The sequence below is a fragment of the Pseudomonas sp. UBA6753 genome (assembly GCF_002453565.1).
In the GTDB taxonomy this organism is placed as follows: Bacteria; Pseudomonadota; Gammaproteobacteria; order Pseudomonadales; family Pseudomonadaceae; genus Aquipseudomonas; species Aquipseudomonas putida_Z.
The window spans coordinates 82,214-105,361 of sequence record NZ_DKHD01000003.1 but is presented as its reverse complement, the minus strand read 5'-3'; the positions used below and the strand labels follow the sequence as shown (position 1 = coordinate 105,361).

The 23,148-nt window shown below is 64.6% G+C and carries 17 protein-coding genes; 8 read left to right on the top strand and 9 right to left on the bottom strand.

The genetic code is table 11. The features are described 5' to 3' along the window. Nucleotides 1-21 precede the first annotated feature (21 nt). Both B2790_RS02200 and rep read right to left on the bottom strand, forming a co-directional pair. Nucleotides 22-594 carry a xanthine phosphoribosyltransferase gene (locus tag B2790_RS02200; RefSeq protein WP_009683322.1) on the bottom strand — a complete coding sequence of 191 codons (573 nt, stop codon included), beginning with the start codon at nt 592-594 and terminating at the stop codon, nt 22-24. Between the two features lie 64 nt (nt 595-658). Further along, entirely contained in the window at nt 659-2,668 is a 2,010-nt protein-coding gene (gene rep, locus B2790_RS02195) for a DNA helicase Rep (RefSeq protein ID WP_025341098.1), read from the bottom strand. Nucleotides 2,669-2,922: 254 nt separating this feature from the next. On the opposite strand from rep, the gene B2790_RS02190 reads away from it, so the two are divergent. After that, the gene (locus B2790_RS02190; protein ID WP_286918156.1) at nt 2,923-4,590 is read left to right on the top strand and encodes a putative bifunctional diguanylate cyclase/phosphodiesterase; all 1,668 of its coding nucleotides are present in this window, start codon (nt 2,923-2,925) and stop codon (nt 4,588-4,590) included. An 83-nt stretch (nt 4,591-4,673) separates the two neighbouring features. Here the strand turns inward: B2790_RS02190 and B2790_RS02185 are convergent, their stop codons facing one another. After that, nucleotides 4,674-6,062, bottom strand: a complete 1,389-nt coding sequence (locus B2790_RS02185) for a NorM family multidrug efflux MATE transporter (RefSeq protein WP_286918155.1) — start codon at nt 6,060-6,062, stop codon at nt 4,674-4,676. Between the two features lie 156 nt (nt 6,063-6,218). On the opposite strand from B2790_RS02185, the gene B2790_RS02180 reads away from it, so the two are divergent. Next, on the top strand, nt 6,219-7,145 hold the full coding sequence (locus tag B2790_RS02180; RefSeq protein ID WP_013974772.1) for a LysR substrate-binding domain-containing protein: 927 nt from the start codon (nt 6,219-6,221) through the stop codon (nt 7,143-7,145). A gap of 113 nt (nt 7,146-7,258) precedes the next feature. Here B2790_RS02180 and hglS read toward each other — a convergent pair whose 3' ends face one another. Further along, nucleotides 7,259-8,653, bottom strand: coding sequence for a 2-oxoadipate dioxygenase/decarboxylase HglS (gene hglS / locus B2790_RS02175; RefSeq protein WP_286918154.1), 1,395 nt, complete (start codon nt 8,651-8,653; stop codon nt 7,259-7,261). 184 nt (nt 8,654-8,837) lie between these two features. Beyond that, nucleotides 8,838-9,728: a LysR family transcriptional regulator gene (locus B2790_RS02170; RefSeq protein ID WP_137162658.1), complete on the bottom strand. Its 891-nt coding sequence runs from the start codon at nt 9,726-9,728 to the stop codon at nt 8,838-8,840. A 136-nt stretch (nt 9,729-9,864) separates the two neighbouring features. Here B2790_RS02170 and B2790_RS02165 point away from each other — a divergent pair, with 136 nt between their 5' ends. After that, nucleotides 9,865-11,355 (top strand): aldehyde dehydrogenase family protein, encoded by a 1,491-nt coding sequence (locus tag B2790_RS02165; protein WP_003253547.1) that lies wholly within the window; start codon nt 9,865-9,867, stop codon nt 11,353-11,355. A 167-nt stretch (nt 11,356-11,522) separates the two neighbouring features. Further along, entirely contained in the window at nt 11,523-12,809 is a 1,287-nt protein-coding gene (locus tag B2790_RS02160; protein WP_013974769.1) for an NAD(P)/FAD-dependent oxidoreductase, read from the top strand. Between the two features lie 93 nt (nt 12,810-12,902). On the opposite strand, the gene B2790_RS02155 is transcribed toward B2790_RS02160, so the two are convergent. Then, nucleotides 12,903-14,330, bottom strand: coding sequence for a mechanosensitive ion channel family protein (locus tag B2790_RS02155; RefSeq protein ID WP_286918153.1), 1,428 nt, complete (start codon nt 14,328-14,330; stop codon nt 12,903-12,905). A gap of 321 nt (nt 14,331-14,651) precedes the next feature. Between B2790_RS02155 and ycaC the strand changes: the two genes are divergently transcribed. The 4 genes from ycaC to B2790_RS02135 all read left to right on the top strand — a co-directional run bounded on the left by ycaC (nt 14,652) and on the right by B2790_RS02135 (nt 18,782). Then, the gene (gene ycaC, locus B2790_RS02150) at nt 14,652-15,281 is read left to right on the top strand and encodes an isochorismate family cysteine hydrolase YcaC (RefSeq protein ID WP_085691498.1); all 630 of its coding nucleotides are present in this window, start codon (nt 14,652-14,654) and stop codon (nt 15,279-15,281) included. Between the two features lie 114 nt (nt 15,282-15,395). Continuing rightward, nucleotides 15,396-15,704 carry a hypothetical protein gene (locus B2790_RS02145; RefSeq protein ID WP_085664283.1) on the top strand — a complete coding sequence of 103 codons (309 nt, stop codon included), beginning with the start codon at nt 15,396-15,398 and terminating at the stop codon, nt 15,702-15,704. Between the two features lie 39 nt (nt 15,705-15,743). Next, complete coding sequence (locus tag B2790_RS02140) at nt 15,744-16,562, top strand: alpha/beta fold hydrolase (protein ID WP_286918152.1); 819 nt, start codon at nt 15,744-15,746, stop codon at nt 16,560-16,562. A gap of 378 nt (nt 16,563-16,940) precedes the next feature. Then, complete coding sequence (locus B2790_RS02135; protein WP_015272310.1) at nt 16,941-18,782, top strand: amidohydrolase; 1,842 nt, start codon at nt 16,941-16,943, stop codon at nt 18,780-18,782. Between the two features lie 167 nt (nt 18,783-18,949). Here the strand turns inward: B2790_RS02135 and B2790_RS02130 are convergent, their stop codons facing one another. From B2790_RS02130 to B2790_RS02120, 3 genes are all read right to left on the bottom strand, one after another. Next, nucleotides 18,950-20,548: an MFS transporter gene (locus tag B2790_RS02130; protein ID WP_137162655.1), complete on the bottom strand. Its 1,599-nt coding sequence runs from the start codon at nt 20,546-20,548 to the stop codon at nt 18,950-18,952. 1 nt (nt 20,549) lies between these two features. Next, entirely contained in the window at nt 20,550-21,812 is a 1,263-nt protein-coding gene (locus tag B2790_RS02125; RefSeq protein WP_274078274.1) for an OprD family porin, read from the bottom strand. Between the two features lie 203 nt (nt 21,813-22,015). Beyond that, nucleotides 22,016-22,927, bottom strand: a complete 912-nt coding sequence (locus B2790_RS02120; protein ID WP_075046740.1) for a LysR substrate-binding domain-containing protein — start codon at nt 22,925-22,927, stop codon at nt 22,016-22,018. Nucleotides 22,928-23,148: the final 221 nt, after the last annotated feature.

Genomic DNA, 23,148 nt, shown 5'->3' with positions numbered 1-23,148 from the left:
CCCGCGAAGCAGGCGCCGCGATTACTCGATGAAGGTAACCACACCACCTTCCAGCGACTTCACCCGGGCCAGCGACTCGACGCGATAGCCCTGGCTGTCCAGCTCGGCACGGCCGCCCTGGAACGACTTTTCGATCACGATACCCAGGCCGGCCACGGTGGCGCCGGCCTGCTTGATGATCGAGATCAGGGCCTGCGACGCCTTGCCGTTGGCCAGGAAGTCGTCGATCACCAGCACGCGGTCGCTGCTGTTGAGGTGACGCGGCGAGATGGCCACGGTGTTCTCGGTCTGCTTGGTGAAGGAATACACCGAGGCGGTCAGCAGGTTCTCGGTCAGGGTCAGCGACTGGTGCTTGCGGGCGAAGATCACCGGCACGCCCAGCTTCAGGCCAGTCATCACCGCCGGGGCAATGCCCGAGGCTTCGATGGTGACGATCTTGGTCACGCCCGCGTCGGCGAACAGGCGGGCGAACTCGTCACCGATCAGCTGCATCAGCGCCGGATCGATCTGGTGGTTGAGAAACGCGTCGACTTTGAGAACCTGGTCGGAAAGCACGATGCCTTCTTCGCGAATCTTCTGATGCAGTGCTTCCACTTTGTTTTCCTCGATGTAGCAAAGGTGGCCGCAAATAGCGGCAAAGTTAAAGAGTAATGGTTGATCAGCGTTTGAGCATTGCCCGGATATCGGCCAGGGCATTGTTGCCCCGTGCGGCCTTTACCTCGACCGGCGCATCGTCCAGGCCTTCCCAGGCCAGGTCGTCCGGTGGCAGTTCGTCGAGGAACCGGCTGGGCGTGCAGTCGATGATTTCACCGTACTGCTTGCGCTTGGCGGCGAAGGTGAAGGCCAGGGTCTGGCGCGCGCGGGTGATGCCCACGTAGGCCAGGCGGCGTTCCTCTTCGATGGTGTCGGCCTCGATGCTGGAGCGGTGCGGGAGGATTTCCTCTTCCATGCCCATGATGAACACGTAGGGGAATTCCAGGCCCTTGGAGGCATGCAGGGTCATCATCTGCACACCTTCGGCGTTCTCTTCCTCTTCCTGCTGGCGCTCGAGCATGTCGCGCAGCACCAGCTTGCCGATGGCGTCTTCGATGGTCATGTCACCCTCTTCGTCCTTCTCGAGGGTGTTCTTCAGCGCTTCGACCAGGAACCAGACGTTGCTGATGCGGAACTCGGCAGCCTTGTCGCTGGCGGTCTGCTGGCGGATCCAGTTCTCGTAGTCGATATCGCGGATCATCTCGTGCAGCGCGGCAATCGGGTCTTCCAGGGCAACCTTGTGGCGCACCCCGTCCAGCCAATGCTTGAAGCGCTGCAAGCGCTCGGTATAGCGGGCGTCCAGATGCTCGCCCAGGCCAAGCTCCTCGCTGGCGGCGTACATCGAAATACCGCGCTCGGTGGCGTAATTGCCGAGCTTTTCCAGGGTGGTGGAGCCGATTTCGCGGCGCGGTACGTTGATCACCCGCAGGTAGGCGTTGTCATCGTCCGGGTTCACCAGCAGGCGCAGGTAGGCCATCAGGTCCTTGACCTCCTGGCGGCCGAAGAAGCTGTTGCCGCCCGACAGGCGATACGGCACCTGGTGGTGCTGCAGCTTCAGTTCGATCAGCTTGGCCTGGTAGTTGCCGCGGTAGAGGATGGCAAAGTCGCTGTACGGGCGGTTGGTGCGCAGGTGCAGGGTGAGGATTTCCATGGCCACGCGTTCGGCCTCGGCTTCCTCGTTCTTGCAGCGGATGACGCGGATCTCGTCGCCCACGCCCATCTCGCTCCACAGCTGCTTCTCGAACGCGTGCGGGTTGTTTGCGATCAGCACGTTGGCGCAGCGCAGGATGCGGCTGGTGGAGCGGTAGTTCTGCTCCAGCATCACCACTTTCAGGGAGGGGTAGTCCTCCTTGAGCAGCATCAGGTTTTCCGGCCGGGCGCCACGCCAGGCGTAGATCGACTGGTCGTCGTCGCCTACCACGGTGAACTGGTTGCGCATGCCGATCAGCATCTTCACCAGCAGGTACTGGCTGGCGTTGGTGTCCTGGTATTCGTCCACCAGCAGGTAGCGCACGCGGTTCTGCCAACGCTCCAGCACATCGGGGTGTTCCTGGAACAGCTTGACCGGCAGCAGGATCAGGTCGTCGAAGTCCACCGCGTTGAACGCCTTGAGCGTGCGCTGGTAGTGGGTGTAGACGATGGCTGCGGTCTGCTCGCGCGGGTTGCGCGCCTTCTCCAGGGCTTCGGCGGGCAGGATCAGGTCGTTCTTCCAGGCACCGATCATGTTCTTGATCTCGTCGATGCCGTCGTCGCCGGAGTATTCCTTCTGCATGATGTCCGACAGCAACGCCTTGATGTCGGACTCGTCGAAGATCGAGAAACCCGGCTTGTAGCCCAGGCGCTCGTGCTCCCTGCGGATGATGTTCAGGCCCAGGTTGTGGAACGTGCACACCGTCAGGCCACGGCCTTCCCCCGGGCGCAGCAGGGTGCCGACCCGCTCCTTCATCTCGCGCGCGGCCTTGTTGGTGAAGGTCATCGCCACGATGTACTGGGCACGGATGCCGCAGTTCTGGATGAGGTGGGCAATCTTGCGCGTGATCACGCTGGTCTTGCCCGAGCCTGCACCGGCGAGCACCAAAAGAGGGCCGCCGACATAGTCACGGGCTTCCTGCTGCCGGGGATTGAGTCGGGACATGCTAGAAACCGGGGGTCGCCAGAAAATAGCCGCGCATTCTAACAGGCATGGGGCGTTTGTGGCGCGACCGTCTGACGTCTGAGTCAAATATGTAAACGGGATTTGCCGGCTGGCGCAGTTTCGCGCAGGATGCACGACAAAATACGTCGGGATGCTACACCGGTAAAAACATGTATTAAATTGAAAATCATTTTCATTAATGCAGTAGCATACCTGGCAGTTTCCGTTGCACCGTGAAGCCCTAAGGAGCCCGCTTGTCCACGCCTGTCGAACCATTGCGTTTGCTGCTGTTGGCCGATGAGCCGGAATGGGGTGCGCTGCTACGCGAGTGCACGCCCGCACTGGGTGGCAGCGCCGTACTGCTGACGGCGCCGAACTGGGAGTCGGTCGACAGCCTGTTCAACCAGGACCGTCAGGCTATCGTGCTGGCAACCCCGGCCCTGCAGCCCGCGCCCGGGCGCTGCGAGTTGCCGACCATCCTGCTGCTCGACCACGAGCCCCAGGTAGCGCCTACCGCTGTCAGCGACTGGCTGGTGCGTGACCAGCTCAATGTCGACACATTGCGCCGCTCGTTGCGCCATGTGCGCGAGCGCGGCGTGCTGGTGGCCACCCTGCAGCGCCTGGCCGAGCAGGACCCGCTGACCGGCATCGCCAACCGCCAGGGTTTCCAGGCCTTGCTGACCGCGCGGCTGGCCGAGAACGACGGCCGTGGCCTTGCCCTCGGCCACCTGGACCTGGACAACTTCCGCCACGTCAACGACGCGCTCGGCCACCAGAGTGGCGACCGCCTGATCCTGCAGGTGGTGGCGCGCCTGAAACAGCAACTGGAGGCGGGTGACCAGCTGGCGCGCCTGGGCAGCGACGAGTTCGCCCTGCTGATCGACACCCGACGCGACCCCAATCGTGCCGAATCGATTGCCGAGCGGATTGTCGAGGCGTTGGCCGAACCCTACTGGATCGACGGCGAAAGCCTGCTGCTGGGCTGCAGCCTGGGCCTGGCCCATGCCCGCGCCCAGGGTGGTGCCGACCCGCTGATGTGGCACGCGCACATCGCCATGCGCCAGGCCAAGGGCAGCCAGGGTTGCACTTTCCATGTGTTCAACGAACGCATCAACCGCAACGCCCGCAGCCTTGCCGACCTGGAAAGCGAACTGCGCCGCGCCCTGCGCCGGGACGAGCTGGAGCTGCATTACCAGCCGCGGTTGAACCTGGCCGACGGGCGCATCGTCGGCCTCGAGGCGCTGGTGCGCTGGCGGCATGCCGAGCGCGGCCTGTTGCCGCCCAGCGAGTTCGTGCCGCTGGCCGAGCAGAGCGGCCTGATCGTGCCGCTGGGCTACTGGGTGATTTCCCGTGCCCTGCGCGACATGCAGGCGCTGTGCGAGCGCGGCCTGGAGCCGCTGCACATGGCGGTCAACCTGAGCTTCCGCCAGTTCCAGGACAGCCAGTTGCTGGCGACCTTGAGCCGCCTGATTCTCGAACATGGCGTTGATGCCCGCTGGCTGGAGTTCGAACTGACCGAAACGGCGGTGATGCGCCGCAACGAACTGGTGCGCCAGACCATGGACGCCCTGGGGCGCCTGGGCGTGCGCTTTTCGCTCGATGATTTCGGTACCGGGTTCTCTTCGTTCGTGCACCTCAACAGCCTGCCGATCACCTTGCTCAAGGTGGACCGCAGCTTTGTCGCGGAAATGGAAATGCGCGAGGAGAACCGCAAGCTGGTGCACGCCATGATCAACCTGGCGCACAACCTCAACCTGGAGGTGGTGGCCGAAGGGGTGGAGAGCGAAGAGCAGATGGCGTTGCTGCGCGGGTTTGGCTGTGACCAGGTTCAAGGCTTCCTGGTCAGCAAGCCGCTGCCGGTGGGGGAGTTGATGGAGTTCTTGCTGCAGGCGGCCGGCTGCCAGTTGGAGGCTGCCCGTTAGGGCCCTTTCGCGGGCACGCCCGCTCCCACAGTGTCCGTGTCTGTACCTGTGGGAGCGGGCGTGCCCGCGAATAGGCCCTTGAGTCAGGCCGAGGCGGTAGCCTCTCGACTACCCCCTGTCTTGCCCAAAAGCCGCTTCATCCGCCACTCAAAGCCAAAGGTCAGTGCCACCGCCGCACACGCCAGCCCCAACGCCAGCCCCCACCACACCCCGACCGCGCCACCGCCCAGGGTAAAGGTGAACAGCCAGGCGCTCGGCGCCCCCACCAGCCAGTAGCACACCAGGCCGATCAGGAAGGTGGTCTTGGCATCCTTCAGCCCACGGATCGAGCCCATCGCGATCGTCTGCATGCCATCGAACAGCTCGAACCACGCAGCCACCATCAGCAACTGCACCGCCAGCTGGAAGATCGCCGCAAAAGCCGGGTCGTCACGGTCAATGAACAGCCCCACCAGCGCATCGGGCAGCAGCCAGAACAACGCGGCGAAGGCAAACATGATCATCGCCCCGAAGCCGATGCCCACCCGCCCGGCACTGCGCGCCGCCAGCAGGTTGCCGGCGCCGTAGTACAGCCCCACGCGCATGGTCACCGCATACGACAACCCGGTCGGCACCATGAACGCCGTGGAGACGATCTGCAGGGCGATCTGGTGCGCCGCCAGCTCTGTACTGCCCAGCACGCCCATGCACAGCGCGGCGAAGGCGAACAGGCCGACTTCCACCATGTAGGTGCCGCCAATCGGCAGGCCCAGCCGCCACAGCTCGCGCAGGGCCGGCAGCGAAGGGCGCGACAGGCCCTTGCGCAGTGGGTAGGCGGCATAGGCCGGGTGCCAGCGGATATACAGCGCCAAGGCAATGGCCATGCCCATCGACACCACCGCAGTGACCAGGCCGATGCCCATCAGGCCAAGCTTGGGCAGGCCGAACATGCCTTCGATCAACGCCACGTTGAACAGGTAGTTGAGCACCGTGCCGACCAGGCTGATGACCATCACCGGGGTCGAGCGGCCCAGCGCGCTGGTGAAGCCGCGCAAGGCCATGAAGGTCAGGTAGCCGGGCAGGGCCAGTGGCAGCAGGGTGAGGAATTCGGCGGCCGAGGCAACGTTCTCGGGCTTTTGCCCGAACAGCAGCAGTACCGGCTCAAGGTTCCACAGCACCAGCGCAGCGAACAGCGCCAGGCCCCAGGCCAGCCACAGGCCACCTTGCGCCAGGCGGGTGGCGCCCTCGATGTCGTTGGCGCCCTTGCGAATGGCCACCAGGGTACCGACCGCAGCGATCACGCCAAGGCAGAAGATCGACACGAACGAGTAGCTCGCCGCGCCCAGGCCGCCGCCAGCCAGGGCTTGCGGGCTGATGCGGGCCATCATCAGGGTATCGGTCAGCACCATCAGCATGTGCGCCAACTGCGAGGCGATCAGCGGCCCGGCCAGGCGCAGCAAAGCCTTGAGTTCTGTGGTGGGCGCGACGTGCATGGGGGCAGTCCTTTTCCTGGGGTGATCAACGAAGGGCGATTCTGAGGCTTTGGTCAACTTTGCACAAAAGGATAAAAGCGATCATTGGCATGAGTCTGACTCATGTATATATGCTTCCCGGTGATTCATATCACAGCCCCGTATGGCAGGTGCCTCATGTCCCGTCAGCTCCCCCCGCTGTATGCCCTGCGCGCATTCGAAGCCGCCGCGCGGCTAAGCTCCTTCACCCGTGCCGGCGAAGAGCTGTCGATTACCCAGAGCGCGGTCAGCCGACATATCCGCACGTTGGAGGAGCATTTTGCCTGCCGTCTGTTCGTGCGCAGCGGCCGCAGCCTGCAACTGACCGAAGCGGCGCGGGTGCTGCTGCCCGGTGTGCGCGAAGGCTTTGCCGCGCTGGAACGGGCTTGCGATACCTTGCGCGGTGAGGATGACATCCTGCGCATGAAGGCCCCCTCGACCCTGACCATGCGCTGGTTGCTGGCGCGCCTTAGCCGCTTTCGCCACTTGCAGCCTGGCAACGAAGTGCAGCTGACCAGCGCCTGGATGGATGTCGACCATGTGGACTTCAACCAGGAACCGTTCGATTGCGCGGTGTTGCTAAGCGACGGGGTGTTCCCGCCGGAATGGGAAGTGCGCAGGTTGTTCCCGGAGCTGCTGATCCCCGTGGGTGCGCCAGACCTGCTCGACGAGGAACCCTGGGACGAGCGTCGGCTGGCCTGCATCGAGCTGCTGCACCCCACGGTGGACAAGCGCGACTGGCGGGAATGGTTGGAGCGCATGGGGCTGAGTGACAAGGTTTCGCTCAAGGGCGGGCAGGTGTTCGACACCCTGGAGCTGGGCATGATTGCCGCGGCGCGTGGCTATGGCATATCCATGGGTGATTTGCTGATGGTGGCCGAAGATGTGGCGCAGGGGCGCTTGAGCCTGCCTTGGCCGACGGCGGTGCCCAGCGGGATGGATTATTACCTGGTGTGGCCGCGCACTCGGCCAGGGGGCGAGCGGTTGCGGCGTTTGAGCGCGTTTCTGGAAGAGGAGGTGGCGGCGATGGATTTGCCGGATGTGCAGATCCTGCCGGCCCTTTGATCGCCTGTACCGGCCTCTTCGCGGGCTTGCCCGCTCCCACAGGGTTATCGCATGCCTTGAAGCCTGCGCTGTACTTGTGGGAGCGGGCGAGCCCGCGAAGAGGCCGCAATGCCTTACATCGAGCCCAGGTTCAACGCCTGTGCACACGCCTGCAGCGACCGACGCTCGCTCTGCGCATACAGCGCCAGCTCATCCTGCACCTGCAGCCCCAGCGCCGCTTCGAACGCGTCGCGGTTGGCGTTGCTGCCGTACTCGGCCTGCGCATCGTCACCCAGGTTGGACTGGAAGATCCCCGCCGCGCTCACCGGCAGGAAGTCCTCGTACACCAACGCCTCGAAGTGCACATGGCCAGCCTCGATCAGCCCTTCCAGTGTGGTCGGGCGGCCGTCCTGGTCGCGCGCAGCCAGGCCTTTCTCGGTGGCGAAGTAGCGGAAGTAGGCCAGCCCTTGTTCACGCATCTGTGCCAGGTCATCCGGGAATTCGGCAAAGGCGTCCTTCAGCAACGCCATGTAGCGTTCGGCATTGGCCTCGGCCGGGGCGCCACCCAGGGCGGCGCGGGTGGCATCGAGCAGCTTGTCGTACAGCTGGCGACCTTTCGGCGTCAGCGCCGCGCCGCGTTGCTCGATTTCGCCGAAGCGCGCGGTATGGCTGCCTTCGCTGCCCTGCTGGTCGCTGAACGCGACCTTTTCCTGCAGGGCCTTGAAGCTGGTCTGGCGCAACAGGATCGGGTGGCGGCGGGTGGGCGGGCCTTCGACCACGGCCTTTGGCGGGATGCCCTTGGCCGGCATGCCAAGCTGGATTGCATCGATGTCCAGGGTGCGCGGGGTCAGGTGGTTGATGTGTGGGCCCTTGAAGGCCACCACATCGGCGATCAGGCGGTGCTGGTCGTGCAACTGCTGGTACTGCTCGGCAGTGACGGTGGCGTCATGGTGCCAGCGGAAGGTGTGCAGCGCTTCCTGCACGAACGCCTCGGCATCGGCGGCGTTCAGGCCACCATCGTGCTCGCATTGGGCGATCAGTTCGAGGGCACGGGCGGTGAAGATCTGGCGCTTGGCCAGGATGCTCTCTGCCAGCTCGCGCAGTTGCGGGTTGTCGATCAGCTCCAGGCGCAGCAGCGAGGTGAACACGCGGAACGGGCTGACGTGCAGCGACTGCTCGTGTACCGCGCGGAAGGCGGTGGAATGCACCGGCACACCGGCGGAACTGAGGTCGTAGTAGCCGACCGGCTGCATGCCCATGACCGCGAACAGTCGGGCGATGGTGGCCAGCTCTGCGGCGGTGCCCACACGGATGGCGCCGTGGCGCTCCTGATCCAGGCGCTCGATTTCGCCGGTCCAGCGCAGGGCCTCGGCAACCTCGGGTTGCTGGGCCATGACCTGCTGGTTGATTTCGCTCACCAGCTCCAGCAGCGTGCCGTACAGGGGCACTTCCTGTTTGTACATGAGCGACATGGCGGCAGAGAACTGCGCGCGGATGCTGTCGGGGCTGACGAAATCGTGGGCGGGCATCGCTAGCTTCCTGGTTGGGTTCGGACGCTTACATGAAAGCTGGGAATGCACTTTGCTCACAAGCGAAAAAAAGTGAGTGTGTCATTCCTTTTTTGATCGACCTCAAGGGCCCTTTCGCGGGCACCTCACAGGGTTCAGGCCTTGCGCGATACCTGTGGGAGCGGGCGTGCCCGCGAAGAGGCCCTCAAGCCGATAACTGCTCACGAATCCATTCCACCAACGCCCTTACCTTGGGCACCTCCGCCGCATGCTCGGCATACGCCAGGTAATGCGCCCCGGCACTGCGCATCGCATGGTTCCACGGCACCACCAAACTCCCCTCGGCCAGCTCCTTCGCCGCCAGGTAGCGCGGCACCAACGCCACCCCGCACCCGGCCTGCGCCGCGCTCAAGGCCATGTAGAAGGTATCGAAGCGCGGCCCGTGGTAGGCGCTGACGCTCTGCAAACCCAATTCCAGGAACCACTCGTGCCAGGCTTCTGGCCGCGACGTGCTCTGCAGCAGCACCAGTTCGGCCAGCTCCCCGGCATCGTTCAGTTCTCGCCCGGCCAGCAACTCCGGCGCGCACACCGGCACCACCTCCTCACCGAACAGCTCCACGCAGGTGGCCCCCGGCCAGGTGCCCTGGCCATAGAAGAACACCACGTCCGCCGAGCCCTGCAGCAGGGCGAACGGTTCCATCTCGTTGCGGATGTCCAGGTGGATGTTGCTGTGGCGCTTGCCAAAGCCCTTTAGGTGCGGGATCAACCAGCGCACGCCAAAACTCGGCTGAGTGGCTACCTTCAATATCTCGGTCTGCTCGCCGTAGGTGAGCACGTAGCGGCTGGACATATCCACCTGGGTGAGGATCTTGTTGACCTCGGCCAGGTACAGGCTGCCCGCCGGCGTCAGCTGCAGGCGGCGACGGATACGCAGGAACAGGTGGTGGCGCAGCATGTCTTCAAGCTGCGCCACCTGCTTGCTGACCGCGCTCTGGGTCAGGTGCAGCTCTTCGGCGGCACGGGTAAAGCTCAAATGGCGGGCTGCAGCTTCGAAGCACTGCAGGGCGGTCATGGAGGGCACCAGGCGTTTGGACATAGCGGTCTCTGCGGCTCAAATCATTACCTGACGGAATGATATGCGGAATAAAGGTCGTTTGTTGCACCGGTGTGATCGGATTAATACTGATCCACATCATTTTTCCACCCCATCACCCGATGTAGGAGATGCACAAATGGTTGCTGGACTGCTCGAGCGCCTTGGCGTTGCTGCCGAGGCTTACACCCAGGGCGACTACCCTGTTCACACGCCGATCGACGGCAGCCAGATCGCCTCGGTGAAACTGCTCGGCAAGGCCGAGACCATCGCCCGCATCGATCAGGCCCAGAGCGCCTTCGAAGCCTGGCGCAGCGTGCCGGCCCCGCGCCGTGGCGAGCTGGTGCGCCTGTTCGGCGAAGTGCTGCGTGAGCACAAGGCCGACCTCGGCGAGCTGGTTTCGATCGAAGCCGGCAAGATCACCCAGGAAGGCCTGGGCGAAGTGCAGGAAATGATCGACATCTGCGACTTCGCCGTTGGCCTGTCGCGCCAGCTGTACGGCCTGACCATCGCTTCCGAGCGCCCTGGCCACCACATGCGTGAAACCTGGCACCCGCTGGGCGTGGTCGGCGTGATCAGCGCCTTCAACTTCCCGGTCGCAGTCTGGGCCTGGAACACCGCCCTGGCCCTGGTCGCCGGTAACTCGGTGGTATGGAAACCGTCCGAGAAGACCCCGCTGACCGCCCTGGCCTGTCAGGCGCTGTTCGAAAAAGCCCTGAAAGCCTTCGGTGATGCCCCGGCTGGCCTGGCACAACTGGTGATCGGCGGCCGTGAAGCCGGCGAAGCCATGGTCGACGACCCGCGCGTACCGCTGGTCAGCGCCACCGGCAGCACCCGCATGGGGCGCGAAGTCGGCCCACGTGTGGCTGCCCGCTTCGGCCGCAGCATCCTCGAACTGGGCGGCAACAACGCCATGATCCTGGCCCCGAGCGCCGACCTCGACCTGGCCGTGCGTGGCATCCTGTTCTCCGCAGTCGGCACCGCCGGCCAGCGTTGCACCACCCTGCGCCGCCTGATCGTGCACCGTTCGATCAAGGACGAAGTGGTTGCCCGCGTCAAAGCCGCCTACGGCAAGGTGCGCATCGGTGACCCACGCAAGGACAACCTGGTGGGCCCGCTGATCGACAAGCAGTCGTTCGACGCCATGCAGGGCGCGCTGGCCAAGGCCCGCGACGAAGGTGGCCAGGTATTTGGTGGTGAGCGTCAGCTGGCCGACCAGTACCCGAACGCCTACTACGTATCGCCTGCCATCGCCGAAATGCCGGCGCAGAGCGACGTGGTGCGCCACGAAACCTTCGCCCCGATCCTGTACGTGCTGGCCTACGACGACTTCGAAGAGGCCCTGCGCCTGAACAACGAAGTGCCACAAGGCCTGTCGTCGTGCATCTTCACCACCGACATCCGTGAGGCCGAACGCTTCCAGAGCGCCTCGGGCAGCGACTGCGGCATCGCCAACGTCAACATCGGCACCAGCGGCGCCGAGATCGGCGGTGCGTTCGGTGGCGAGAAGGAGACTGGCGGTGGCCGTGAGTCCGGTTCGGATGCCTGGAAAGGCTACATGCGTCGCCAGACCAACACCGTGAACTACTCGCGCGAACTGCCGTTGGCGCAGGGTATCGTGTTCGACTGATGGGTTGATGCTGCATGGCCGGGGGCTCAGCCCCCGGTTCGCGGGCAAGCCCGCTCCCACAGGTACCCCACAGATTTCGAAACCTGTGTACCTCCTGTGGGAGCGGGCTTGCCCGCGAATGGGCCCTAACGCGGCCCCAAACAAGAACAAATTGCTGGAGCCGGGCCATGTCCGAACTGCGTCAAGAATGCTTGTGGGAATTCGTCAGCAAACCGACCGTCGCCGCCCAGGCCCTGGCCGGTGAGCACAAGGCCGATGTCTGCGTGATCGGTGGCGGCATTACCGGCCTGTCGGCGGCCATCCACCTGCTCGAACAGGGCAAGTCGGTGATCCTGCTGGAGGCCTGGAAGATCGGTCACGGTGGCTCCGGGCGCAACGTCGGCCTGGTCAACGCCGGCACCTGGATCCGCCCCGACGATGTCGAGGCCACCCTTGGCCTGCAGCAGGGCAGCCGCCTGAACAAGGTGCTCGGCGAAGCCCCGGCCGAAGTGTTCGCCATGATCGAACGCCTTGGCATCGACTGCCAGGCCCAGCACAAAGGCACGCTGCACATGGCGCACAACGCCACCGGTATCGCCGACCTCGAGGCCCGCCACGAACAATGGCGCCGCCGGGGTGCCGATGTGGAGCTGCTGACCGGCGCCCAATGCCAGGAATACTGCGGCACCGACAAGATTTCCGCCGCGCTGCTCGACCGCCGCGCCGGCACCATCAACCCCATGGGCTACACCCAGGGCCTGGCCGCAGCGGTGGCACGCCTGGGTGGCAAGCTGTTCCAGCAGTCTTCGGTCGAAGGCCTGGAGCGTGACGGCGATGCCTGGCGGGTGAAGACCGCACGTGGTTCGGTGCGCGCCGACAAGGTGGTGATTTCCACCGGCGCCTACACCGAAGGCGACTGGAGCAACCTGCAGAAGCAGTTTTTCCGCGGCTACTACTACCAGGTGGCATCCAAGCCGTTGCAGGGTGCTGCAGCCGACAAGGTGCTGCCACATGGCCAAGGCTCGTGGGACACCCGCACCGTGCTCAGCAGCATCCGTCGCGACGACCAGGGCCGCCTGCTGCTCGGCAGCCTGGGCCGGGTCGACAACAAGCCGGCCTGGTTCGTGCGCAGCTGGGCCGACCGCATCCAGAGCCACTATTACCCGGAGCTGGGCAAGGTCGAGTGGGAAATGCACTGGACCGGCTGCATCGACTTCACCCCAGACCACCTGATGCGGCTGTTCGAGCCGGCGCCGGGGCTGGTGGCGGTGACCGGGTACAACGGGCGGGGTAATACTACCGGGACCGTGATTGGCCGGGCGTTTGCCGAGTTCCTGCTGAAGGGGGAGGCGGGCAGCCTGCCGATTCCGTTTTCGCCGATGAAGGGCGTGAGTGCGCCCTCGCTGCGGACTGCGTTCTACGAGTCCGGGTTCTCGCTGTACCACGCGGGGCAATGCTTGAGAGTTGTGTTGTAAATACAGGCCTCTTCGCGGGCATGCCCGCTCCCACAGTGAGTGCTGTGGTGGACATGTGGGAGCGGGCGCGCCCGCGAAGAGGCCGGCACAGGCTTACTTGTGCAACCAGCTGAGAAAGCCGCCCTTCTTGATCGAAACCGGCTTCTGCAGCAACAACGACTCCCGGCTCTGCCGCCGAAACCGTTGCAACTTGCTCAAGGCCGTCTGTACATCGCCGCGTTGCACCAGGCAGCTCTTCACCTGTTCCTTGTCGATCCGATACAGCACGCAACCGGTCAGCGTGCGGAACTCGGCCAGCGATTCCTCTTCGTCGATGATTCCTTCGATCCCCAGCACCTCGCCCGGCCCCATGCGCCCGGCCTCGACCAGCTTGTCGCCATCGCGGATCGACGCCGAAACCACCCCGCTGCCAATCACCAGCAAATGATCGGAATGCTCGCCCACGCCCAGGATTACCTGGTCGGCCAGGTATTCCACCGCCGTCATGCGCTGGCTAAGCGCATCGCGCTCTTCCGCGCTCAGCGAGCGGAACACCCGCACCTCGTCCAGCACCTCGCGCTGGCGGCTGCGTGGTGGCATGGCCAGGTCGGTGTTCCACATCACCCCGCTGGCCTCCAGGTGCCGGTGGGCCAGGTCGAACAGCTGGTTGCGCGCGTCGCCCTTGGCGCCCGCGTCGGCCACGAAGCCACTGGCTTCGTACTCCACTGATTCCAGCGTCGAGGCTTTCACCGTCACCTTTGGTCCTGGTGTTGCAAGAATGGCACTGACGCCTTGCAAGGCCTTTTCCAGCGCATCGAACACCCGCTTGGGCCGCACCTTGGCCGGCACCACCACGCTGATCGACACCCCGTGCACATCGGCAGGGCGGCTGTGGTTGAGCAGCCGGGCCTTGGCCGCCACCGAGTTGGGGATTACCGCCAGGCTTCCGGTGCTGGTGAGCAGGCGGGTGGCACGCCAGTCGATTTCCAGCACCTTGCCTTCGGTGCTGTCGATGGAGATCGAGTCGCCAATCTGATACGGCCGTGTGGTGTTCAGGATGATCCCACTGAACACGTCGGCCAGTGTGCTCTGCAGCGCCAGGCCGATGACGATGGCCATTACCCCCGACGTGGCCAGCAGGCCCTTGACCGGCAACTGCAACACATAGCCTGCGGCAGCGACCACGGCAGCCAGGAAGATCAGCGCCCCCAGCACATCCTGCAGCAAACGCCCGCCATGGCTGCCGCGGGCCACCAGCAACAGGCCGAACACCACCGTCACCGTGCGTGCGCCGAACAGCCACCAGCCGATCGCCAGTACCGTGGCGATCAGGTTGCGCGAGACATCATCGGGCCAGGGTGGTGGTTGCATCGGGCTCATGCCGGCAGCCACCAGTACCGAGCTGAACAGCAGGAACAGCACCAGCCGCGCGCCGATGCGCCAGGCGCGTTGCTGGAGAGGGATCAGTTGCCAAAGCACGAGGTCGAGCAGGATCAGGGCGGTGCCGAGCAACAACGGGTATGACTGGATGAACGCCAGCATGGTGGTCTCGGGTGAGGGGAGGGCTGTGGGTAGTAATAGAGCAGGTTGGCCGGGCAGGCAATGACAGCCTGTGCCGACCTCTTCGCGGGCTTGCCCGCTCCCACAGAAGTTGTGCATGAGTTGATGGATGCGCGATCCCTGTGGGAGCGGGCAAGCCCGCGAAGAGGCCGGCAAATCCAGCATCAATCCATCGTTCATAAAACAGAACGCTAGATCCAAAAATCGCTATCTACCGCCCAAAAGGTCATGGTTTTAATCTTCTCCCATCAACGCGAAACACCCAACTTACTGAAAAGATCAAAACCCTTAGGAGCAACGACCATGACCAACTTCAAATACAACCGCCTGAACAAAGACGACGCCGCTGTCCTGCTGGTCGACCACCAGGCTGGCCTGCTGTCCCTGGTCCGCGACATCGAGCCGGACGCGTTCAAGAACAACGTATTGGCCCTGGCCGACCTGGCCAAGTTCTTCAACCTGCCGACCATCCTCACCACCAGCTTCGAACAAGGCCCGAACGGCCCGCTGGTACCAGAACTGAAAGCCCTGTTCCCGGACGCCCCCTACATCGCCCGCCCAGGCCAGATCAACGCCTGGGACAACGAGGACTTCGTCAAGGCGGTGAAGGCTACCGGCAAGAAGCAGCTGATCATCGCCGGCGTGGTGACCGAAGTGTGCGTAGCCTTCCCGGCGCTGTCGGCCCTGGAAGAAGAGTTCGAAGTGTTCGTGGTCACCGATGCCTCCGGCACCTTCAACGCCATGACCCGCGACGCCGCCCACGACCGCATGAGCCAGGCCGGCGCACAACTGATGACCTGGTTCGGCGTGGCCTGTGAGCTGCACCGCGACTGGCGCAACGATATCGAAGGCCTGGCCGCGCTGTGCTCCAACCACATCCCGGACTACCGCAACCTGATCACCAGCTACAACGCTTTCAACGCCAACAAGTAAGCCAGATGCGCGGGCACCGCCAACCGGTGCCCGCCAAGGCAGCACACCTGTCCAATCCAGCGCCCGTCCGCCGTTGCACAGTGGATGCGGGCAAGCTCATCCCAAGGAACGCCGATGAACACCGCACTCCAAGACAACCGCGAAGTGGTAACCGTATGCCTGCAACACCAGGTTCTTGATAGCACCCCGGGCACCACGGCAGCGCAACCGCCGCGCTGGAAGCAGGCGCTGCTGACCTACCTGGTGATCTGCCCGATGACCATGATCATTCCGCAACTGCTGGCACCGCTGTTCGCACGCTTCCCGCAGCTGGGCGGTGTGATTGCCGGCAACCTGATCGTCAATGTGTTCGTCATCCTGCCCGTGGTGTTCTACATCATGCCTTGGGTAACCCGCCGCTGCGCCAACTGGCTGCGTGGCTGAGCCAGGCCTTTACCTCGACATTTTCAAGGAGATACCGACATGAGCACGTTCGTTACCCGCGATGGCACTTCGATCTACTTCAAGGACTGGGGTAGCGGCAAACCTGTGCTGTTCAGCCACGGCTGGCCACTGGATGCCGACATGTGGGATTCGCAGATGGAATTCCTGGCCAGCCGCGGCTACCGCGCCATCGCCTTCGACCGCCGTGGTTTCGGCCGTTCGAGCCAGCCATGGAACGGCTACGACTACGACACCTTCGCCGATGATATCGCCCAGCTGATCGAACACCTCGACCTGCGCGACGTGACCTTGGTGGGCTTCTCGATGGGTGGCGGCGACGTCAGCCGCTACATCGCCCGCCACGGCAGCGAGCGGGTGGCCGGGCTGGTGCTGCTGGGCGCGGTGACGCCGGTGTTCGGCAAGCGTGACGACAACCCTGACGGTGTCGACCTGTCGGTGTTCGAGGGCATCCGCGCCGGCCTGCGTGCCGACCGGGCGCAGTTCATCGCCGATTTCGCCGCGCCGTTCTATGGCATCAACCATGGGCAGCAGGTGTCCCAGGGTGTGCAGACCCAGACCCTGAACATTGCGCTGATGGCATCGATCAAGGGCACCCTGGATTGCGTGACCGCGTTCTCCGAAACCGACTTCCGCCCGGATATGGCCAAGATCGATGTGCCAACCCTGGTGATCCACGGTGACGACGACCAGATCGTACCGTTCGAGAGCACCGGCAAGCAGGCGGCGGAGCTGATTCGCGGGGCTGAGCTGAAGGTGTACGCGGGGGCGCCGCACGGGTTTGCGGTGACTCATGCACAGCAACTCAACCAAGACTTGCTGGCGTTCCTTCAGAAGTAACTGTGCTGGGGCATTCGCGGGCGCGCCCGCTCCCACAGGGACACCACCGGCCTTGAAGACTGTGGTATCCCCTGTGGGAGCGGGCGTGCCCGCGAAGAGGCCAGCCCAGGCAGCACAAATGCTGAACAGGGCTAACCTTCAACCACCCACCGCACATCCATCCAAGCCTTGCCCCCACACCAACCGGCATGCTCCGCAGTTGCGCCTGCCCGCTGCCGCACCCAGACGGAGAACACCATGTCCCAGGACCGCAACGACAAGACCCGTCGCCAGTTCCTCGCCACCAGTACCGTGCTCGGTGCCGCCGGCGCGCTCTGGTCCGCATTGCCTTTTACCGGTTCCGCCGGTTCCGCTCACGCATCCACCCAAGGAGGTTCCATGACCGCCGATCTGATTCTGTTCAACGGCAAACTGCACACCGTTGATCGTGAAAAGCCCACCGCGACCGCTGTCGCCATCAAGGATGGCCGTTTCATCGCAGTGGGCAACGACGCCGAAGCCATGGCCCACAAGGGCGCCACCACGCAGATCATCGACCTCAAGCAGCGCACGGTCATCCCTGGCCTGAACGACTCGCACCTGCACCTGATCCGTGGTGGCCTGAACTACAACCTGGAACTGCGCTGGGAAGGCGTGCCTTCGGTGGCCGATGCCTTGCGCATGCTCAAGGACCAGGCTGCGCGTACGCCGACCCCGCAGTGGGTGCGCGTTGTCGGTGGCTGGAACGAGTTCCAGTTCGCCGAAAAACGCATGCCCACCCTGGAGGAAATCAACCAGGCCGCACCTGACACCCCGGTATTCCTGCTGCACCTGTATGACCGCGCACTGCTCAACCGCGCCGCGCTCAAGGCCGTCGGCTACACCAAGGACACGCCCAACCCGCCGGGCGGCGAGATCCAGCGTGACAAGTTCGGCAACCCGACCGGCATGCTCATCGCCCGCCCCAACGCGATGATCCTCTACGCCACCCTGGCCAAGGGGCCGAAGCTGCCGCTGGAATACCAGGTCAACTCCACCCGCCAGTTCATGCGCGAGCTCAACCGCCTGGGCTTGACCAGCGCCATCGATGCCGGTGGTGGCTACCAGAACTACCCGGACGACTATCAGGTGATCCAGGAGCTGGCCGACAACAACCAGCTGACCGTGCGCATTGCCTACAACCTGTTCACCCAGAAGCCCAAGGAAGAGCTGGACGACTTCCGCAAGTGGACGTCCAGCGTGAAGCTGCACAGCGGTACCGACTTCCTGCGCCACAATGGCGCCGGCGAGATGCTGGTGTTCTCCGCCGCCGACTTCGAGGACTTCCTCGAACCGCGCCCGGACCTGCCGCAAACCATGGAACAAGAGCTGGAGCCGGTGGTGCGCCACCTTGTCGAGCAGCGCTGGCCGTTCCGCCTGCATGCCACCTACAACGAATCGATCACGCGCATGCTCGACGTGTTCGAGAAGGTCAACCGCGATATCCCGTTCAATGGCCTGCCGTGGTTCTTCGACCACGCCGAAACCATCACCCCGCAGAACATCGAGCGTGTGCGTGCGCTGGGCGGCGGTATCGCCATCCAGGACCGCATGGCCTTCCAGGGTGAGTATTTCGTCGACCGCTACGGCGCCAAGGCTGCCGAGCAGACCCCGCCGATCAAGCGCATGCTCGACATGGGCGTGCCGGTGGGCGCCGGTACCGACGCCACCCGCGTGTCCAGCTACAACCCGTGGACCTCGCTGTACTGGCTAGTCAGCGGCAAGACCGTCGGTGGCATGGAGCTGTACCCGGAAGGCCTCAGCCGTGACACCGCGCTGCAGCTGTTCACCCAGGGCAGCGCCTGGTTCTCCAGCGAGCAGGGCAAGAAAGGCCAGATCAAGGTGGGCCAGCTGGCCGACCTGGCGGCGCTGTCGCTGGACTTCTTCAGTGTCGATGAAGAGGCGATCAAGGGCATCGAGTCGGTGCTGACCGTGGTCGACGGCAAGGTGGTGTATGGCGCGGCGGAATTCGACAAGCTCGGCCCGCCCCAGGTGCCGGTGCTGCCGGAGTGGTCGCCGGTGACCAAGGTGCCGGGCCACTGGCGCGTGGGCACGCCGTCGCTGGCAGCGGTGGCGCACCAGTGTGTCGGGCCTTGCGGGGTGCATGCGCACAGCCATGAGAAGGCACGGCATTCGAGTGTGCCGGTGAATGACTTCCAGGGCTTCTGGGGGGCGTTGGGTTGTTCGTGCTTTGCTTTCTAAGCTGAGCTGATGTGAAAAAGGGGGCCAGTTATTGGCCCCCTTTTTTGTTCCTTCTGTGCTGGCCCTATCGCCGGCAAGCCAGCTCCCACAGGTACTGCACAGCCCTCAGGACCTGTGGAGACCTTGTGGGAGCTGGCTTGCCGGCGATAGGGCCGGAGAGGCCAGCATCAATGGTGAGCCTTGTGCTCAGCTCCAGCCAACAGATGCCGAATCTTCACTTTCACCCCATCGGTCTGCAGCATCCGCACCCTGGCCTCGATCTTCAGCTCACCCCGGGTAACCCGGTGGTGATGCCTCAAATGCTCCAGCCACGATTCCTCGAAGAAGAACTCCAGCCACAACGCCGGGTCCGCACTGTCGCGCATCAACCCCCACGACAACGCGCCATTGCGCTTGCGCATCGCCTCCAGCTCCCGCGCTGCCTGCTGGAACGCCTCGGCCTTGGCCGGGTCGATGTGGTATTCCACGGTGACCATCACCGGCCCGCTTTCCTTGTCCATGTCGTCGCTCAGCAGTGGCACCGGCCAATGCAGTGACGGCGTCAGCTCCTCGGCTGCGGTTTCCGGCAGCGTCACCTTGCAGGTCAGCAGCGTGCCCAGTGCCAAGCCTCCTGCGGCCAGCAGCAGGCTCAAGGTGATCGTTGCATGGCTGGCCAGCGTGCCCCATAGCAACCCGCCACTGGCCATGGCACCAAAGAAGATCAGGATGTACACCGACAGCGCCCGCGCCCGCACCCAGGCCGGCACCGAGGTCTGCGCCGCCACCTGCAGGTTGGACAGCACGGCAATCCACGCCGCGCCGCTGAGCAGCATTGCCGGCAGCAGCACATAGAAGTTGCGCACCAGCGCCAGGGCCAGCAGGAACAGGGCATACAGCAGGCTGGCCAGCAGCACCAGGCGGTCGCGGCTGATGCGTTCGCGCAGGCGTGGCAGCAAGGTGGCGCCGGCCACCGCGCCAATGCCGATGGCCGCCAGCAGCAGGCCGAAATCGGCGGCGGTGCCCTGCATCTCGCCACGCACGATCAACGGCAGCAGCGAGGTGCCGGCGCTGGCGCAGAAAAAGAATGCCAAGGCGCGCAATATCACCGCCTGCAAGGGCTTGGCACTGCGCGCGAAACGCAGCCCGGTGCGCATGGCGCCGACGAAGCGCTCGGCCGGCAGCAGCGGCTCCTTCACCTCGCGCTTCCACAGGAACAGCACCAGAATCACCCCGGCGAACGAGATGGCATTCAGGGCGAAGGTCAGCCACGGGCCGACCATGCTCACCACCACGCCCGCCAAAGCCGGGCCGATGGCGCGCGACACATTGATACCGACACTGGAAAGCGCCACCGCGTTGGCCAGGTCGTCCTTGCCCACCAGCTCCGGTGTCAGCGCGCTCCAGGCCGGCATCATCAGTGCCGTGCCGATGCCCAGCGCCAGGGTAAGCACCAGCAGCAGGGTGACGTTCATCAGCCCGAGCAGGGTCAGGGCCGCCAGCACCACGGCCACCGAAGACATCCACAGTTGCACCAGCAACAGGTAGCGGCGCTTGTCGACAATATCCGCCGCCGCGCCGGCCGGCAGGGCGAGGAAGAACATCGGTAGCGAGCCGGCTACCTGGATCAGGGCCACATGCAACGGGCTGGCCGACAGTGTGGTCATCAGCCAGCCGGCGCCCACCTCGTGCATCCAGGTGCCGATGTTGGAAGCGATGGTGGCGATCCACAGCATGCGGAAGGTGGCGTTGCGCAATGGGCTCCAGGCGCCTGAAGGGGTCGTGCTCATGTCAGAAGCTGCCTTTGAGTGGGTATTCGATGATCAGGTAGATCCGGTCGATGTCATCGCCGGCCTGGGCCTGGTTGGCGCGGTGGCTGACGTGGGAAAACGACAGGCTCAGGTCCTTGGCGGCGCCCGACTGCACCACGTATTTCAGGTCGATGTCGCGCTCCCAGTGCTTGCCGCCGTCGCCGTACTGGCCCACATAGGCGCCGCCTGCCGGGGCATGGCTGCCGTCGATGCCACGGCCGCTGACGTAGCGGCCCATCAGGCTCAGGCCGGGGGCGCCGAGGGTGGCGAAGTCGAGGTCGTAGCGCAGTTGCCACGAGCGCTCGCCGGGGCCGTTGAAGTCGGCGTACTTGATCGAGTTGGCCAGGTAGATGGAGTCGCCGCCGACGAAGTCGAACGGGGTATCGCCCTCGACCTTCTGGTAGGCCAGGCTCAGCGCCTGGGCGCCGAAGCTGTACCTGGCCAGCAGGCTGTAGGCGAGGGTGTCGATTGCCCCGGCACTGGCATTTCCGGTGTCGCGGGTCTTGTACAGGTTGCCGTCCAGGCGCCAGTTGCCCTCGGCCAGGTTCAGGTTGAGGTAGGCCTGGCGCCAGGTGTCCTCCAGCTGGCCTGCGTACAGTGCGCCACCAAATGGCCCGTCGGGTGCGAACGCGGCGCCGGCCAGGCTGATGGCACGGTTGTCGGTGGTAGCGCCGTAGCCGCTGAAGTCATCATGGCTGGAGCTGTTGTCCTGGTTGTTGAAGGCGGTGAAGTGCCCGGCCTGCAGGCGCCAGTCGGGCAGGTCGGTGTTGTCCAGGAACCAGCCGGTGGCGTACTCCGGGTGCAGGCGTTTGTCGCTGGTGTCGAACACCGGGGTTTCCACGGTCATTTCGCCGTAGCGCAGCTGGGTGTTGCCCAGGCGCACCTTGAGTGCGGCGCCGGCGCTGGAGTAGTCGGACTCGGCGCGGCCATCGCTGTCGCGCGGAAGCAGGCCGGTGCCGGCATGGCCGCGGCCGCCGTCCAGCTTGAGGCCGAGAAAACCATGGGCATCGATGCCGACGCCGAGTGTGCCCTCGGTGAAGCTGGAGCGGATTTCGCCAATGAAGCCCTGGGCCCATTCCTGGCGGTAGTTCTGGCCACTGCCGGAGGGCGAGCGGAAGTCGCTGTGCAGGAAGTAGTTGCGGCTGAGCAGCGACCAGCCGGGCTCTTCGGCCTGGCTGAGCGCCGGGCACAGGGCGAGGGTGGCGAGCAGGGCGCGGCCTGGTCCGTGAGTGGCGCGGATCATGGGGGCTCCGGGAGGGATGATCCGGGAATGTGGAGGAAGGATAGGCCAGGGGTCTTGTATGTGTGTGCTCTGGCTGGGTTTGCCTGTGCCGGCCTCTTCGCGGGCTCGCCCGCTCCTACAGGTTTTGCACAGGGTTCAGAGCCTGTGGTGAACCTGTGGGAGCGGGCGAGCCCGCGAAGAGGCCGGTACAGCCAACCCAGAACTCAAGCCATGTCGCTGATCGCAAACTCCTCGGCCAGATGATCGATCAGCGCCCGCACCGACGGCAGCAACCCCCGCCGCGACGGGAAGATCGCATGCACGATGCCGCAACGCGGGTGCCATTCCGGCAACAACTCCACCAGCCGCCCCGCCGCCAGGTCTTCGCGCACCGCCACCCGCGGCAGGTGCGCAATACCCACCCCGGCCACCACGAAATGGCGCAGGGCGAACAGGTCGTCCGTCACCATGCGCGGTGTGTGCGGGATGACGATGCTGCGGCTGCTGTCCTCACCCTGGAACAGCTCCCATTGGTACTCACGCTGGGCGCTGCCCCAATGCAGGCTCGGCAGCGTGCCGAGCAGCTGCGGGTCGAAGCCCTTGGGCAACTGCTCCAGGTACTGCGGCTGGCCGACCAGGCACTGGGTACTGTTGCTCAGTACCTTCATCACCATGTCGGTGTTCTCCAGCGGTGGAAAGCGCACCCGCAGGGCGATGTCGAAACCCTCGTGCAGCAGGTCGACGCGGCGGTTGGTGCTCTCGATGAACAGCTCCACCTGCGGGTACTTGAGCATGTAGCGGGTCAGCATCGGCCCGACCCAGGAATTGAGCAGGGTGGTCGGGCAACTGATACGCACCAGGCCGCGCGGTTCGCTGCGGTTGCGCTCGATGATCTCCGCCGCGCCCTCGGCCTCCACGCGCATGGCCAGGCAGCGGTTGTAGTAGGCCTGGCCGATCTCGGTGAGCGAACAATGGCGGCTGGTGCGGTGCAGCAGACGCACGCCCAGGCGGTCTTCGAGATCGGCGATGCGCCGGCTTAGCTTCGACTTGGGCATGTCCAGCGCCCGGCCAGCCGGGGCGAAGCCGCCGTGCTCGACTACTTGGGTGAAGTAGTAGAGGGAGTTGAGGTCTTCCAATGATCGGTCTCCGGATTGTTGGCTGCCTGTACTGGCCTCTTCGCGGGCACGCCCGCTCCCACAGGGATCGCACAAGATTCAAAGCCAGTGCAGTAGCTGTGGGAGCGGGCATGCCCGCGAAGAGGCCAGTAACTCCAGCGCCAATCTATCGTTCATAAAACGGAACGCTAAAGCCAAATTCTGCTATCTACCGCCACAAAGGTGATGATTTTAATCTGTGC

What these genes read in the sequence shown, in the direction of transcription:
- rep (WP_025341098.1), bottom strand. Translation starts at nt 2,668, where the DNA reads ATGTCCCGACTCAATCCCCGGCAGCAGGAAGCCCGTGACTATGTCGGC.
- B2790_RS02185 (WP_286918155.1), bottom strand. Translation starts at nt 6,062, where the DNA reads ATGCACGTCGCGCCCACCACAGAACTCAAGGCTTTGCTGCGCCTGGCC.
- B2790_RS02180 (WP_013974772.1), top strand. Translation starts at nt 6,219, where the DNA reads ATGTCCCGTCAGCTCCCCCCGCTGTATGCCCTGCGCGCATTCGAAGCC.
- hglS (WP_286918154.1), bottom strand. Translation starts at nt 8,653, where the DNA reads ATGCCCGCCCACGATTTCGTCAGCCCCGACAGCATCCGCGCGCAGTTC.
- B2790_RS02170 (WP_137162658.1), bottom strand. Translation starts at nt 9,728, where the DNA reads ATGTCCAAACGCCTGGTGCCCTCCATGACCGCCCTGCAGTGCTTCGAA.
- B2790_RS02165 (WP_003253547.1), top strand. Translation starts at nt 9,865, where the DNA reads ATGGTTGCTGGACTGCTCGAGCGCCTTGGCGTTGCTGCCGAGGCTTAC.
- B2790_RS02160 (WP_013974769.1), top strand. Translation starts at nt 11,523, where the DNA reads ATGTCCGAACTGCGTCAAGAATGCTTGTGGGAATTCGTCAGCAAACCG.
- B2790_RS02155 (WP_286918153.1), bottom strand. Translation starts at nt 14,330, where the DNA reads ATGCTGGCGTTCATCCAGTCATACCCGTTGTTGCTCGGCACCGCCCTG.
- ycaC (WP_085691498.1), top strand. Translation starts at nt 14,652, where the DNA reads ATGACCAACTTCAAATACAACCGCCTGAACAAAGACGACGCCGCTGTC.
- B2790_RS02145 (WP_085664283.1), top strand. Translation starts at nt 15,396, where the DNA reads ATGAACACCGCACTCCAAGACAACCGCGAAGTGGTAACCGTATGCCTG.
- B2790_RS02140 (WP_286918152.1), top strand. Translation starts at nt 15,744, where the DNA reads ATGAGCACGTTCGTTACCCGCGATGGCACTTCGATCTACTTCAAGGAC.
- B2790_RS02135 (WP_015272310.1), top strand. Translation starts at nt 16,941, where the DNA reads ATGACCGCCGATCTGATTCTGTTCAACGGCAAACTGCACACCGTTGAT.
- B2790_RS02130 (WP_137162655.1), bottom strand. Translation starts at nt 20,548, where the DNA reads ATGAGCACGACCCCTTCAGGCGCCTGGAGCCCATTGCGCAACGCCACC.
- B2790_RS02125 (WP_274078274.1), bottom strand. Translation starts at nt 21,812, where the DNA reads ATGATCCGCGCCACTCACGGACCAGGCCGCGCCCTGCTCGCCACCCTC.